Origin of the sequence: Streptococcus sp. WB01_FAA12, from assembly GCF_012843315.1 — a bacterium.
Taxonomy (GTDB): Bacteria; Bacillota; Bacilli; order Lactobacillales; family Streptococcaceae; genus Streptococcus.
The window spans coordinates 1-15,339 of sequence record NZ_JABAEX010000008.1; the positions used below are offsets into that span (position 1 = coordinate 1).

General features: G+C 44.1%; 6 protein-coding genes, 9 tRNA genes and 1 pseudogene. 14 read left to right on the forward strand and 2 right to left on the reverse strand.

The genetic code is table 11. The features are described from left to right. The first annotated feature begins 106 nt into the window (after positions 1-106). The 9 genes from HF881_RS08475 to HF881_RS08515 all read left to right on the forward strand — a co-directional run bounded on the left by HF881_RS08475 (position 107) and on the right by HF881_RS08515 (position 882). Positions 107-179: transfer RNA gene (locus HF881_RS08475), tRNA-Val, on the forward strand. 2 nt (positions 180-181) lie between these two features. Beyond that, positions 182-254 (forward strand) — tRNA-Asp (locus HF881_RS08480). Positions 255-276: 22 nt separating this feature from the next. Then, positions 277-349 (forward strand) — tRNA-Lys (locus tag HF881_RS08485). A 5-nt stretch (positions 350-354) separates the two neighbouring features. Then, a tRNA-Leu gene (locus HF881_RS08490) sits at positions 355-436 on the forward strand. Between the two features lie 12 nt (positions 437-448). Further along, positions 449-521, forward strand: a tRNA-Thr gene (locus HF881_RS08495). Between the two features lie 21 nt (positions 522-542). Next, positions 543-614, forward strand: a tRNA-Gly gene (locus tag HF881_RS08500). Positions 615-621: 7 nt separating this feature from the next. Beyond that, positions 622-707 (forward strand) — tRNA-Leu (locus tag HF881_RS08505). Between the two features lie 11 nt (positions 708-718). Further along, positions 719-792: transfer RNA gene (locus tag HF881_RS08510), tRNA-Arg, on the forward strand. Positions 793-808: 16 nt separating this feature from the next. Then, positions 809-882: transfer RNA gene (locus tag HF881_RS08515), tRNA-Pro, on the forward strand. Positions 883-957: 75 nt separating this feature from the next. Here the strand turns inward: HF881_RS08515 and HF881_RS08520 are convergent. Further along, a pseudogene (locus tag HF881_RS08520) lies at positions 958-1,604 on the reverse strand (transposase). A 310-nt stretch (positions 1,605-1,914) separates the two neighbouring features. Continuing rightward, a complete protein-coding gene (locus HF881_RS08525) occupies positions 1,915-5,631 on the reverse strand; it encodes a pullulanase (protein ID WP_169447138.1) in 3,717 nt (1,238 codons plus the stop codon). Between the two features lie 439 nt (positions 5,632-6,070). Between HF881_RS08525 and rpoB the strand changes: the two genes are divergently transcribed. The 5 genes from rpoB to HF881_RS08550 all read left to right on the forward strand — a co-directional run bounded on the left by rpoB (position 6,071) and on the right by HF881_RS08550 (position 15,336). Next, complete coding sequence (gene rpoB, locus HF881_RS08530) at positions 6,071-9,673, forward strand: DNA-directed RNA polymerase subunit beta (RefSeq protein WP_169447139.1); 3,603 nt, start codon at positions 6,071-6,073, stop codon at positions 9,671-9,673. A gap of 32 nt (positions 9,674-9,705) precedes the next feature. Continuing rightward, positions 9,706-13,371 carry a DNA-directed RNA polymerase subunit beta' gene (gene rpoC, locus HF881_RS08535; protein ID WP_169447140.1) on the forward strand — a complete coding sequence of 1,222 codons (3,666 nt, stop codon included), beginning with the start codon at positions 9,706-9,708 and terminating at the stop codon, positions 13,369-13,371. Between the two features lie 283 nt (positions 13,372-13,654). After that, positions 13,655-14,278 carry a hypothetical protein gene (locus tag HF881_RS08540; RefSeq protein WP_206283193.1) on the forward strand — a complete coding sequence of 208 codons (624 nt, stop codon included), beginning with the start codon at positions 13,655-13,657 and terminating at the stop codon, positions 14,276-14,278. A gap of 103 nt (positions 14,279-14,381) precedes the next feature. Next, the gene (gene tsaE, locus HF881_RS08545) at positions 14,382-14,825 is read left to right on the forward strand and encodes a tRNA (adenosine(37)-N6)-threonylcarbamoyltransferase complex ATPase subunit type 1 TsaE (protein ID WP_061417733.1); all 444 of its coding nucleotides are present in this window, start codon (positions 14,382-14,384) and stop codon (positions 14,823-14,825) included. Continuing rightward, positions 14,815-15,336 (forward strand): GNAT family N-acetyltransferase, encoded by a 522-nt coding sequence (locus HF881_RS08550; RefSeq protein ID WP_169447141.1) that lies wholly within the window; start codon positions 14,815-14,817, stop codon positions 15,334-15,336. Before tsaE ends, HF881_RS08550 begins: the two co-directional genes overlap by 11 nt. Positions 15,337-15,339 lie beyond the last annotated feature (3 nt).

The following is a 15,339-nucleotide window of genomic DNA, read 5'->3' on the forward strand; positions in this document are numbered from 1 at the left end:
CCGAACACAGCAGTTAAGCCCTAGAACGCCGGAAGTAGTTGGGGGTTGCCCCCTGTGAGATATGGAAGTCGCTTAGCAGAATAGGAAGTTTAGAGACTTCCTTTTTGGGAGTTTAGCTCAGCTGGGAGAGCATCTGCCTTACAAGCAGAGGGTCAGCGGTTCGATCCCGTTAACTCCCATAGGTCCCGTAGTGTAGCGGTTATCACGTCGCCCTGTCACGGCGAAGATCGCGGGTTCGATTCCCGTCGGGACCGTAAGATAACGGAAGTTATTTTAGACTCGTTAGCTCAGTTGGTAGAGCAATTGACTTTTAATCAATGGGTCACTGGTTCGAGCCCAGTACGGGTCATATTTGCGGGTTTGGCGGAATTGGCAGACGCACCAGATTTAGGATCTGGCGCTTAACGGCGTGGGGGTTCAAGTCCCTTAACCCGCATAGTAGAAATTAGCCGGCTTAGCTCAGTTGGTAGAGCATCTGATTTGTAATCAGAGGGTCGCGTGTTCAAGTCATGTAGCCGGCATTAAAACTAGAAGAGATCGATGCGAACGTAGTTCAGTGGTAGAACACCACCTTGCCAAGGTGGGGGTCGCGGGTTCGAATCCCGTCGTTCGCTTAGAGAGGCCGGGGTGGCGGAACTGGCAGACGCACAGGACTTAAAATCCTGCGATTGGAAACGATCGTACCGGTTCGATCCCGGTCCTCGGCATATAATAATGAGCACCCTTAGCTCAACTGGATAGAGTACCTGACTACGAATCAGGCGGTTAGAGGTTCGAATCCTCTAGGGTGCATTTTTTCTATTTAACTCGGGAAGTAGCTCAGCTTGGTAGAGTACTTGGTTTGGGACCAAGGTGTCGCAGGTTCGAATCCTGTCTTCCCGATTGATTTATTGACCAAGATACTTAAGTGAGTATCTTTTTTTGGCTATTTGTCAACTGTAGTGGATTACCAAAAAGTCATACTCTGGAGAGGACTAAATCAGTCCTCTCCTTTTTGATATTCAAAGCGACGAGAATTCTAGTTTTAAAATTGTCAAAGTTCCGAAAGTCAAAGATATTGCGTTTGATGAGTTTAATGAGATGATTGCTTGCTTCTAGTTTGGCTTTGGAATAGAGTGATTCAAGGGCATTAATGATTTTCTCTTTGTCCTTGAGAAAGGTTTGAAAGACAGCCTGAAAGCGATTTCGAATAATCGCTTGTGTTCTGCATTCAAGGACAGTGATGATATTGAGATTCTTAAAGCCTTGTACGGATAAAGCTCATTTTAAAGGCGTACTCGTCTCAGGACATAGTCTTATGAAGTCGACTAAAGTCATTGAGTTTCCGAATGACGGTTGAAGTTGAAATGGAAAGCTGGTGAGCGATATCGGTCATAGAAGTTTTTTCAACTAATTTTTGAGTAATGATAGCACTTTAAACGGCGTTTTTAGGAGAATTCTAGTAGGCATGTCAGTCGTTTCAGGGGAAGGAATCTTAGACGGTTTTTGAAAATCATATTTCTTCAGTGATTTCCTTGTGGGGGATCCATATTGATAATATCTACACTCTTGATATTAGGGTCTTTGATATCAAGTAGTTTTGTGATAAAATGTAATTGTTCCATATGATTCTTTCTAATGATGGTTTAGTCGCTTTTTATTATAGATCTTATGGGACTTTTTTTCTACAACAAAATAGGCTCCATAATATCTATAGGGGATTTACCCACTACAAATATTATAGAGTCTGCAAACAACACCCCATGACTAGAAGATTCTTCTAATCATGGGGTGTTTTCTCTATAGGAGGGCTAGGTTATACTTTTCGAAAATCTCTTTAAACCAGGTCAGCTTCGCCTTATCTACAACCTTAAAGCTGTGCTTTGAGCAGCCTACGGCTAGCTTCCTAGTTTACTCTTTGATTTTCATTGAGTATTAGTTCTTTTTCTTGTTTTTCATCAACCATCCAAGTCCGAGAAGGGCAAGGATGCTGAATCCAACAAGGGCAAGGAGGGATTTGCTCTCAGTTCCTGTGTTTGGAAGGAGGTTCTGAGAGTGAGCCTCTGCAGCAGTTTCTTGAGAGTTAGGATTTGCTGCTAGGTTTTGGACTTGGCCTTGTTCTGGTTCAACTTCCAAGCTAGAAAGATCAAATTCTGGTTTTTCTTCCACAGCTGGGGCGACAATGGCACCGCCTTGAGATAAGCGGAGAACAACGGCAGTGAGAGCGTTCAATTTCAAGCCTTTTTCAGTCCATTCAAGACCTTGAGGTTTAGCGATTCCTACTGGTCCTGCTTGGTTTTCATCTGCGAGGACTTCAGCCTTTCTCAAGTGAGCAAATGCAGTCCCTAGAGTAAATTCGCGGGTCTTATCATCTGCATTGACAAAGACAGCGTAGACATCACCGTTTGGAGCAGTAATTTGGTAGCCGATGATCACATCTTCTTTTTTAACGCCATTTTGTCCTGGGACAGTAATGAGGTGGACGCGCTCCTTGATATCTTGCAGACTCTTGAGTCGGAAGGCATCTGTAGATTGACGAAGAGCAATCAGACCTTTCATGTAGTCACGACTCTTGACATTTTCAGGATATGCTTTGCCATCTGTTGCTTTGGCCCAATCAAACTTGTTGACAGTATCACTAGAGTCGTAAGAGTCATGGATAAAGTAAGGATAGACAAATGGCTTGCCGTCTTTGTCACGCAACAAGTGAGACTTGTTTGGAACCTTATCCTCTGAGACAGGAGTCTTATAGGCTGGATCAAGGAATTGTTTGGTACGTCCGTATTCCTGACCAGAGTGGATAAACGGTGTTCCTTGAGCAGTCAAGACCATGAGGTTTCCAAGTCGCAAACGGCGATGGATCTCAGCGTAGTTTTCAGCCTTGCTTGGGTCTTTTTTAATAGACTGGGCAATGATGTCAAAGAGGGTCAAGTTATCATGGGCTGCGATATACTGGATAACGTCTCCGGGACTGTCTGCTTCAAAGTTAGTTGGTTGGGCAATCAGATTTTTAAAGATAGTATTGATATCGCGTTTTCCACCTGTGATAAAGGCAGGTTGGCCTTCGTTTGGATAACCAGACTTGAGGTTGTTACGGATGTCGTCTGAAAAGACTGCGACAGTATCGGTATGTTTCATCCAATCTTGGTCAGCAGGTTGTACAGGCGTATTTTCATCACCAGTATAGGTTCTCCAGCCTTCACCTAGCATGATAAGGTTTGGATTGAGGGCGCGTGCAGCCTTGTATGCTTCTTCGATTGAAGCCGCATCGTGGTCACCCATCATATCGAAACGGAAACCATCTACTTTGTAGGTTTCAACCAGATACTTGATAGAGTCTACCAAGACGCGCTTAGACATGTAGTGGGTTGTTCCCAAACGGCCGCCTCCAAAGCTAGTACGAGGAGTTCCGTCTGCGTCCATAAAGTGGTAGTAGTTTGGCTCTAAGTCTTCAAAGATGTCGAGATTGGCAGTATGGTTGTAGACCACATCCAAGATAGCCCCCATGCCACGTTTATGGATCTCGTTGATGAGGTTTTTGAATTCGGCAATACGTTTTTCTGGATCCTTAGGATCGCTTGAGTACATACCAGTCAAGGAGAAGTAGTTTTGAGGGTCATATCCCCAGTTGTAGTTGCTGTTGCTTGAAGCATAGGCAGACAAACGTTCATGGTTCTTCAATTCGTTGACAAAGTAGTAGGACAAGACTGGAAGGAGTTGGATATGAGTCACACCCAAGTCTTTGAGATAGTCTAGTTTTTCGATAAAGGCTTCAAAGGTACCAAATGGCTTGGTCAAGTCTTTTGCGATGGCAGGATCCGAAGTGAAGTCACGAACATGAGCTTCGTAGATAACGGCATCTTCACGCGATTTGAAGTTGCGAATCTTCCCATAGGTCAAATCTTGCGGACCTAACTTCGCTGGATCGACAAAGGCAGCTTTAGCGACCTTATGAGCGGCATCTGTTTTTGCTAGGTCACTGTTCCAAGCTGCTAGTGACTTGGCATAAGGGTCAAGAACGAGAACGGTTTTACCTTGGCGCTCGATCTGGTAGTGATAGTAGTAGCCAGTGTAGTTGCTGATACCGAGACCAGAGTTTGCATCCAGAGTTTGTTTCCAGGTTCCTTTTTCTCCTTTTTCAAGGGCGACAGTTCCGACCACTTTTTCAGGGTCTTTCTTGTCATATACGACAACGGAAACCTTATCAGCACTTGGAGACCAGAGGATGAGTTCAACACGCTTGCCATCTTCTTTTAGAGTTGCGCCGAGTGGACCATCGTAACTGTAGGACTCATCCTTGAGGCGCCAGCTTGAACGTGTGGTAAATCGGTCTGAATTGTAGCTGACAGTGTAAGGGTGTTGTGTGTCAGAGAAGTCGCCGATATAGGTCACTTTCTTACTAGCTTCATCCACTTCCACGTCTGTGATAGCTACTTTATTCCCTTGGTAATCAGTGATGCTGGAGTGTTTGAGGATATCGTCTTTCTTAGCTCCAACTAGGGTAGAAAAACTGCTTTCGATTCGAGATTTAGCCACATGCTGGGCACCAGTCATGCGGATGTCGTGCACATAGTAGGGGTTAGTGTAGATGGTTTCGTCATCATCCTTGAGGAAGATTTGACTGTGATTTTTTAGATCAGTGAATTTATAATCTTCTTTTCTGATTTTCACATCATCGCCTTTCTTACTTTCGTCTAGTAATAAAAATCCAAGTTCTCTTGCAGCTTCATTGAGTGGGATATCAATGTAACGGCCGTATTTTCCAGTTGCCGTAAAGTCAGTACCGTCAGGCCATTCTCCACTGCTTGGGTTTTTGACATCGCCCCAATACCAGAGAGATTTTTTGTCATAGTTCCCGTCGGTGCGGTAGTAGTTGACACGAATAGTTCCTGCTGGTTGAGGACGGTAGTTGTATACCTTGTAGTTTTCATCTAGCCAAGCCTCGTTCATTTTGGGAGAGAGGCGCTCTACCGAACGGTCCCCAGTCAAGTTATCCCCTTTGGTATTGTTGATGAGGAAGCTGACTTTCTTGGCTTGATCATTTTTGAGTTTGACATCTAGGTAATAGCCATAGTCATCTTTCTTGGCATCCTTGAAGGACTTGGCTCCATTGGGCCAGTTTTCAGAAGGTTTTTCAACATCGTCCCAAGTCCAAAGACCTTGGGAATCCTTGTTTTCCTCAGGGAGTTTTTTTACGTGGATGCGGAAGTGGTTGTCTGCGATGGGTTCTTCAGAGAATGTGTCAGCTTGTGGTTTTTGATCTGAACTTGGCGTCGAAGTGCTAGTATCTACTTTCTCTTCCTTGCTGTTAGGCTGGCTTGTGGTAGCTTCTTCTTTTTTAGGTGTTTCAGCTGCTAAAGCAGTTTCAGTTGCTGGGGCTTCATTTTTAGCGTCAAGGGAAGCGTTTGCATTATTTTGCTCAGAACTAGGCGTCTGTTTTTGAATTTGACTAGTTTCAGTCTCAGTAGGAGCCTTAGCCACAGCGCTAGTATTTTCCTGAGTTTGAGGCAGGTTTTCGTTAGCCGAAATAGTTGGCATTGTAGCAGAAAGCAAGACAATGCTGGCACCAATAAGGACAGAGCCAGTTCCGTTCTTCAAGGAACGTATACCATAAATCATTTTTTTCTCAGTTTGAGATGGGTTCTTTTTCATTACAATTCTCCTTGTGTAGTTGTTCCCTATCAGTATAGCACGAGGTAAACATTAGTGCAAGCGTTTTCCTGTTTTTTGAGAGAAAATATGAGACCGATTTTCTTGAAATTTTGAAATAATATATAGGAAAAGATTGTTTAAAAAATAGTAAAAAAAACTTGAAAAATCTGGCTAAATAAGGTATAATATGAATAATCATTTGTCGTAGGTTTTGTCTGAAATATTGTCCAGACAGGACTCACAGCAGTTAAATCTCCTGAAAAAGTCGGATTTAGCTGCTCTTTTTGTGCTTTTTTTCAGGTTTTCGAGTCGTTGTAACAAAGATTTAAAGATTCTGAAAATTCATCAAAGGGACACGGTGATAGGGTTTTACAACCATATGACGAATATAAAAGCCTGATTGACAAGGCTTGGAATTTATTTACAAAGGAGAATCATCTTGGCAGGACATGACGTTCAATACGGGAAACATCGTACCCGTCGTAGTTTTTCAAGAATCAAAGAAGTTCTTGACTTACCAAATTTGATTGAAATTCAAACGGATTCATTCAAAGATTTCCTAGACCACGGACTTAAGGAAGTATTTGAAGATGTATTGCCAATTTCAAACTTCACAGACACTATGGAGTTGGAATTTGTTGGCTATGAAATCAAGGAACCAAAATACACACTTGAAGAAGCTCGTATCCACGATGCTAGCTACTCAGCACCAATTTTTGTAACCTTCCGCTTGATCAACAAGGAAACTGGCGAAATCAAGACCCAAGAAGTCTTCTTTGGTGATTTCCCAATCATGACCGAAATGGGTACTTTCATCATCAACGGTGGTGAACGTATTATCGTATCTCAGTTGGTTCGCTCGCCAGGTGTTTACTTTAACGATAAAGTTGATAAAAACGGTAAAGTGGGTTACGGTTCAACTGTTATCCCTAACCGTGGAGCTTGGTTGGAACTTGAAAGCGATTCAAAAGACATCGCCTATACTCGTATTGACCGTACTCGTAAGATTCCATTTACGACCTTGGTTCGTGCGCTTGGTTTCTCAGGTGATGATGAAATCTTTGATATCTTTGGTGATAGTGAGTTGGTTCGCAATACTGTTGAAAAAGATATCCACAAGAATCCAATGGACTCTCGTACAGACGAAGCCTTGAAAGAAATTTATGAACGCCTTCGTCCAGGTGAGCCTAAGACTGCTGAAAGCTCACGTAGCTTACTTGTGGCACGTTTCTTCGACCCACGTCGCTACGATTTGGCAGCTGTTGGTCGTTACAAGATCAATAAAAAATTGAACATCAAGACACGCTTGCTCAACCAAACCATCGCTGAACCATTGGTAGATCCTGAAACTGGTGAAATCTTGGTAGAAAAAGGAACTGTCTTGACTCGTAGCGTGATTGAAAGTATCGAGCACCACTTGGATGGCGACTTGAACAAGATCGTTTATATTCCAAACGATGCAGCTGTTCTGACAGAACCAGTTGTCCTTCAAAAGTTCAAGGTTGTTGCGCCAACAGATCCAGATCGTGTCGTAACCATCATTGGGAATGCCAATCCAGATGACAAGGTTCGTGTTGTAACTCCTGCGGATATCCTTGCTGAGATGAGCTACTTCCTCAACTTGGCAGAAGGTATCGGACGTGTGGATGATATCGACCACCTTGGAAATCGTCGTATCCGTGCAGTTGGTGAATTGCTTGCAAACCAAGTACGTCTTGGACTTTCTCGTATGGAACGTAATGTCCGTGAACGTATGTCTGTTCAGGATAATGAAGTTTTGACACCGCAACAAATCATTAACATCCGTCCTGTAACAGCTGCGGTTAAAGAATTCTTTGGTTCATCACAGTTGTCACAGTTCATGGACCAACACAATCCACTTTCTGAGTTGTCTCACAAACGCCGTTTGTCAGCCTTGGGACCTGGTGGTTTGACACGTGACCGTGCTGGATATGAAGTACGTGACGTGCATTACACTCACTATGGTCGTATGTGTCCAATCGAGACACCTGAAGGACCTAACATCGGTTTGATCAATAACTTGTCATCTTACGGACACTTGAACAAGTATGGATTTGTTCAAACACCATACCGTAAGGTTGACCGTGAAACAGGTGTTGTGACCAACGAAATCGTTTGGTTGACAGCCGATGAAGAAGATGAATATACTGTAGCGCAGGCTAACTCTCGCCTCAACGAAGATGGGACTTTTGCTGAGAAAGTTGTCATGGGACGTCACCAAGGGGTCAACCAAGAGTATCCAGCTAATGTTGTTGACTACATGGACGTATCACCAAAACAGGTAGTTGCCGTTGCGACAGCATGTATTCCTTTCTTGGAAAACGATGACTCCAACCGTGCCCTCATGGGTGCCAACATGCAACGTCAGGCAGTGCCTTTGATTGATCCAAAAGCACCTTACGTTGGTACTGGTATGGAATACCAAGCAGCCCACGATTCAGGAGCTGCTGTGATTGCTCAGTATGACGGTAAAGTTACTTACGCAGATGCTGACAAGGTAGAAGTTCGTCGTGAAGACGGTTCGCTAGATGTTTACCACATCCAAAAATTCCGTCGTTCAAACTCAGGTACTGCCTACAACCAACGCACTCTCGTAAAAGTTGGTGATGTCGTTGAAAAAGGTGACTTTATCGCTGATGGGCCTTCTATGGAAAAAGGGGAAATGGCGCTTGGACAAAACCCAATCGTTGCCTACATGACTTGGGAAGGTTACAACTTCGAGGATGCCGTTATCATGAGCGAACGCTTGGTCAAAGACGATGTCTACACATCTGTTCACCTCGAAGAATATGAATCAGAAACGCGCGATACAAAGCTTGGGCCTGAAGAAATTACTCGTGAAATTCCAAACGTTGGTGAAGATGCCCTTAAAGACCTTGACGAGATGGGAATTATCCGTATCGGTGCTGAGGTTAAAGAAGGCGATATTCTTGTAGGTAAAGTCACACCTAAGGGTGAGAAAGACCTTTCAGCTGAAGAACGTCTTTTGCACGCTATCTTCGGAGACAAGTCTCGTGAAGTTCGTGATACTTCTCTTCGTGTACCTCACGGTGCCGATGGTGTCGTTCGTGATGTCAAGATCTTTACCCGTGCAAATGGTGATGAGTTGCAATCTGGTGTGAATATGCTGGTTCGTGTCTACATCGCTCAAAAACGTAAGATCAAGGTCGGAGACAAGATGGCCGGACGTCACGGAAACAAAGGGGTTGTATCCCGTATCGTTCCTGTAGAAGACATGCCTTACCTTCCAGACGGAACTCCAGTCGACATCATGTTGAACCCACTTGGGGTGCCATCACGTATGAATATCGGTCAGGTTATGGAGCTTCACCTTGGTATGGCAGCTCGTACTCTTGGTATCCACATCGCGACACCGGTCTTTGACGGAGCAAGTTCTGAAGACCTTTGGTCAACCGTTAAAGAAGCAGGGATGGACAGTGATGCCAAGACAATCCTTTACGATGGACGTACAGGTGAGCCATTTGACAACCGTGTATCAGTTGGTGTCATGTACATGATCAAACTCCACCACATGGTTGATGATAAATTGCACGCTCGTTCAGTCGGACCATACTCAACCGTTACCCAACAGCCACTTGGAGGTAAAGCTCAGTTTGGTGGACAACGTTTCGGTGAGATGGAGGTTTGGGCTCTTGAAGCCTATGGTGCGTCAAATGTCCTTCAAGAAATCTTGACTTACAAGTCTGACGATATCAACGGACGTTTGAAAGCTTATGAAGCTATTACAAAAGGAAAACCAATTCCAAAACCAGGTGTTCCAGAATCCTTCCGAGTTCTTGTCAAAGAATTGCAATCTCTTGGTCTTGACATGCGTGTCCTTGACGAAGATGATCAAGAAGTGGAACTTCGTGACTTGGATGAAGGAATGGACGAAGATGTCATCCACGTAGATGACCTTGAAAAAGCCCGCGAAAAAGCAGCCCAAGATGCAAAAGCAGCATTTGAAGCTGAAGAAACTGCAAAAGCGGAAGCAACAGAAGAAGCTGCTGACCAAGAATAAGCAGTTCACTTAGAATAGAAAGGGAAGAAATAGTGGTTGATGTAAATCGTTTTAAAAGTATGCAAATCACCCTAGCTTCTCCAAGCAAAGTCCGTTCATGGTCTTATGGAGAAGTCAAAAAACCTGAAACAATCAATTACCGTACGTTGAAACCAGAACGTGAAGGACTCTTTGACGAAGTCATCTTTGGCCCTACAAAAGACTGGGAATGTGCTTGTGGGAAGTACAAACGCATTCGTTACAGAGGGATTGTTTGTGACCGCTGTGGGGTTGAAGTAACGCGTACAAAAGTTCGTCGTGAGCGTATGGGGCACATTGAGTTGAAAGCTCCTGTATCTCACATCTGGTATTTCAAGGGGATTCCAAGCCGTATGGGCTTGACCCTTGATATGAGCCCTCGTGCCCTCGAGGAAGTTATCTACTTTGCGGCTTATGTGGTAATTGATCCGAAGGATACTCCACTTGAGCACAAGTCAATCATGACAGAGCGTGAATACCGTGAGCGCCTGCGTGAGTACGGTTATGGATCATTCGTTGCCAAGATGGGTGCCGAAGCCATCCAAGACCTCTTGAAACAAGTAGATCTTGAAAAAGAAATTGCGGAACTCAAAGAAGAGTTGAAAACAGCTACTGGACAAAAACGTGTCAAAGCCATCCGTCGTTTGGATGTTTTGGATGCCTTTTACAAGTCTGGAAACAAACCTGAATGGATGATTCTCAACATCCTTCCGGTTATTCCACCAGATCTTCGTCCAATGTTGCAGTTGGATGGTGGCCGCTTTGCCTCATCTGACTTGAACGACCTCTACCGCCGTGTTATCAACCGGAACAACCGTTTGGCTCGTTTGCTTGAGTTGAATGCACCTGGTATCATCGTTCAAAATGAGAAGCGTATGCTTCAAGAAGCGGTTGACGCTTTGATTGACAATGGTCGTCGTGGTCGTCCGATTACAGGACCAGGTAGCCGTCCGCTCAAATCATTAAGCCACATGCTCAAAGGTAAACAAGGACGCTTCCGTCAAAACTTGCTCGGTAAACGTGTTGACTTTTCAGGACGTTCTGTTATCGCCGTTGGTCCAACTCTTAAGATGTACCAATGTGGTGTGCCACGTGAAATGGCGATTGAGCTCTTTAAACCATTCGTTATGCGTGAAATCGTTGCGCGTGATATCGTGCAAAACGTGAAAGCAGCTAAACGCTTGGTAGAACGTGGAGATGAACGTATCTGGGATATTCTTGAAGAAGTAATCAAAGAACACCCAGTGCTTTTGAACCGCGCACCTACCCTTCACCGTTTGGGTATCCAAGCTTTCGAACCAGTCTTGATTGACGGTAAGGCCCTTCGCTTGCACCCGCTTGTCTGTGAAGCCTACAATGCCGACTTTGATGGTGACCAAATGGCCATCCACGTACCGCTTTCAGAAGAAGCCCAAGCAGAAGCTCGTATCTTGATGTTGGCTGCTGAGCATATCTTGAACCCGAAAGATGGTAAACCAGTTGTTACTCCGTCTCAGGACATGGTTTTGGGTAACTACTACTTGACCATGGAAGAAGCTGGTCGTGAAGGTGAAGGAATGGTCTTCAAAGATCGTGACGAAGCTGTTATGGCTTACCGTAATGGCTATGTTCACCTCCACTCACGTGTAGGTATCGCGACAGATAGCCTCAACAAACCATGGACAGAAGAGCAAAAACACAAGGTCTTGCTGACAACGGTTGGTAAAATCCTCTTCAACGACATCATGCCAGAGGGTCTGCCTTACTTGCAAGAACCAACAAATGCCAATTTAACAGAAGGTGTTCCAGCTAAATACTTCTTGCCACTAGGTGGAGATATCAAGGAAGCCATTCGCAACCTTGAACTCAACCCTCCATTCAAGAAGAAAAATCTTGGAAATATCATCGCTGAAATCTTCAAACGTTTCCGTACGACAGAAACTTCTGCCCTACTTGACCGCATGAAGAACCTCGGATACCACCACTCAACTCTTGCAGGTTTGACAGTAGGTATTGCCGATATCCCAGTCGTTGAAGACAAGGCTGAAATTATCGAAGAATCACACAAACGTGTGGAACAAATCACCAAACAATTCCGTCGTGGTATGATTACTGACGATGAGCGCTACAATGCTGTTACAGCTGAATGGCGTGCAGCCCGTGAAAAATTGGAGAAACGTTTGGTTGCCAACCAAGATCCTAAGAACCCAATCGTTATGATGATGGACTCTGGAGCCCGTGGTAACATCTCAAACTTCTCACAGCTTGCCGGTATGCGTGGTCTGATGGCCGCTCCGAACGGACGTATCATGGAATTGCCGATCCTTTCAAACTTCCGTGAAGGTCTGTCAGTACTCGAAATGTTCTTCTCAACTCACGGAGCCCGTAAGGGTATGACCGATACGGCCCTTAAGACAGCCGACTCAGGTTACTTGACTCGTCGTTTGGTTGACGTGGCCCAAGACGTTATCATCCGTGAGGACGACTGTGGAACAGACCGTGGTCTCTTGATCCGCTCTATCGCAGAAGGAAAAGAGATGATCGAGTCTCTCGAAGAGCGTCTCAATGGTCGTTACACTAAGAAAACTGTTAAACATCCAGAAACTGGTGCGGTTATCATCGGTCCAAATGAGTTGATTACAGAAGACAAGGCGCGTGAAATTGTCAATGCTGGTGTGGAAGAAGTCACTATCCGTTCTGTATTTACATGTAACACTCGTCACGGTGTCTGCCGTCACTGTTACGGTATCAACTTGGCGACTGGTGATGCGGTTGAAGTTGGTGAAGCAGTTGGTACAATCGCTGCCCAATCTATCGGGGAACCTGGTACACAGCTTACAATGCGTACCTTCCACACGGGTGGGGTTGCCTCAAATACCGATATCACTCAGGGTCTTCCTCGTGTCCAAGAAATCTTTGAAGCTCGCAATCCGAAAGGGGAAGCGGTTATCACTGAAGTCAAGGGTGAGGTTACAGCCATCGAAGAAGATGCTTCAACTCGTACCAAGAAAGTCTTTGTTAAGGGTGAAACTGGCGAAGGCGAATACGTGGTACCATTTACAGCACGTATGCGTGTCGAAGTTGGAGATCAAGTCTCTCGCGGTGCAGCCTTGACAGAAGGTTCTATCCAACCCAAACGTCTCCTTGCTGTTCGTGATGTCTTGTCAGTTGAAACCTACCTTCTCGGTGAAGTACAAAAAGTTTACCGTAGCCAAGGGGTAGAAATCGGTGACAAACACATCGAGGTAATGGTTCGTCAAATGATCCGTAAAGTTCGTGTCATGGATCCAGGTGACACAGATCTTCTCATGGGTACCCTCATGGATATCAACGACTTTACAGATGCTAACAAAGACGTCCTTATCGCAGGTGGAGTTCCAGCGACAGGTCGCCCAGTCCTTATGGGTATCACTAAAGCATCACTTGAAACCAATAGTTTCTTGTCAGCGGCTTCCTTCCAGGAAACAACTCGTGTCCTTACAGATGCGGCTATCCGTGGTAAGAAAGATCATCTCCTTGGACTCAAGGAAAATGTTATCATCGGTAAGATCATCCCAGCTGGTACTGGTATGGCTCGTTACCGTAACCTTGAACCACAAGCTATCAATGAAGCAGCATATCTGGCTCCAGAACAAGAAGAGACTGATCTTGCTCCAGTAGAGGAAGCTGTTGAAATCCAAGTTGAAGAAACAGTGGAATAAAAGCAAACAAGAGAACCCAAAGGTTCTCTTTTGTTTTACTCTTCTACCTATTGGGGTTAGGTGAGCACGACGCAATATCTCTCAAATCGCTTCAACAATTTTTATAGTTCATTTTCAAAAAGTAAAAAAATATCGGATAGGGGTCTGTCAGAACTTAAAAATAATCCTCACCAATAATTTTCCATTTTTGTCAGTTGAGCGCTAAAACAAGACACTTGAGAAGAGGGGAGGGATTTTATCTTTCACGTAGAGTATAATCATGTATACGAAGGGGGGACTGAAAATGATAAAATCAATTCGCATCTTATTGTTACTGGCTTTGATCCAGATTAGTCTGAGTAGCTGTTTATTGTGGAAGGGAACCATCGTAACCTTAAAGCAATCAAGCGCCTATTTTCTAGTGTTTATCGTATTGGCATCAGGTCTGTGCGCGGGGATGAATTTCTTTTATACCCAAAATCAGGATGTTCATAGCATTATAAACAGTCAGAAAAAAGTGAAACTATTTTATAGTACCTTGTTGGTCTTAAACCTAGTAGGTGTCTGTCTGGTGTTATCGGAGACTATCTTAACACAGACAGCTTTTCAGCAAGAGTTGGTAGACCTTTTCTTGCCCTCCTTCTTTTTCTTGTTTGGCATTGATTTACTTGTCTTTTTACCGTTTGAAAAATACAGCCGAGATTTGGGAGCAACTCTCAATAAGAAAAAAACAGTTATCCTGACAGTTATCGCAACCTTGCTGTTCTTGAGAAATCCAATGACAGTTTTATCCATTGTTTTTTATGTTGGTTTAGGCTTCATTTTTGCTCGGTTTTTATTTCCGAAATCCATGAGAAGAGAATTTTCCTTTTACGGCCACGTAATCCGAGATATTTTACTTGTTAGCGCTATGTGTATATTTTTTTAAAAACACTTGTCTATCAATAAAAATCCCTTATTTTAGCAAAGTTGTTATAGTAAGTTTGTAAAGAAAATTCACACAAAAGAAAACTTTTTGGTATAATAGTAACATGTACACAAAAAATGAAGAAGAGCTGATCAATCTGGGAGAACGCCTAGGAACCTTGCTCCAAAAAAATGATGTTTTGATCTTGTCTGGGGAATTGGGTGCTGGTAAAACAACCTTTACCAAGGGTCTTGCCAAGGGCTTGGGTATTCGTCAGATGATCAAAAGTCCAACTTACACCATCGTGAGAGAGTATGAGGGCCGCCTTCCGCTCTACCACTTGGATGTCTATCGGATTGAGGGGGATGCTGATTCGATTGACTTGGATGAGTTTCTCTTTGGTGGTGGTGTGACCGTTATCGAGTGGGGACATCTTTTGGGTGAGGATTTGCCAGATTCCTACTTGGAGTTGGAACTCTTGAAAGAGGCTGAGGGTCGTCGCCTCTATTTTACCGCTCAGGGTTCTCGTGCTGAGGAATTGATTAAGGAGCTTCAAGATGGAGTATGAACTTTGTATTCGTGAGGCTGAAGCTCAGGATGCCGCTGCTTTGGTTGCATTCTTGGATTTAGTTGGACAGGAGACAGATTTCACCAGTCTGGATGAAAATGGTATCCTGATGACAGAATCTGAAATGGCGCTTTTTATTGAAAAGCAAGCGACTTCAGATAACCAAATCACTCTCCTAGCCCTCCTGAATGATGAAATTGCAGGTATTTTGAACATCACGGCAGAGCAACGTATACGGGTTCGTCATATTGGGGATATCTTTCTGGTCATCCAAAGGAAGTTTTGGAATCATGGCTTAGGAAGCATACTCCTTGAAGAGGGAATTGAGTGGGCTAAAACCAGTGGAGTTCTGCGTCGTTTGCAGCTCAGTGTACAAAAGCGCAACGAGGCAGCTATCCACCTCTATTCAAAATTTGGATTTGTTACAGAAGGCTTACAAGAAAGAGGAGCCTATTTAGAAGAAGGGATATTTTTAGACGTTTACCTGATGGGTAGACTGATAGATAAATGATAA

Excerpts from the sequence above, each read along its gene's own strand:
- HF881_RS08525 (WP_169447138.1), bottom strand. The coding sequence starts at position 5,631 with ATGAAAAAGAACCCATCTCAAACTGAGAAAAAAATGATTTATGGTATA.
- HF881_RS08540 (WP_206283193.1), top strand. The coding sequence starts at position 13,655 with ATGATAAAATCAATTCGCATCTTATTGTTACTGGCTTTGATCCAGATT.
- tsaE (WP_061417733.1), top strand. The coding sequence starts at position 14,382 with ATGTACACAAAAAATGAAGAAGAGCTGATCAATCTGGGAGAACGCCTA.
- HF881_RS08550 (WP_169447141.1), top strand. The coding sequence starts at position 14,815 with ATGGAGTATGAACTTTGTATTCGTGAGGCTGAAGCTCAGGATGCCGCT.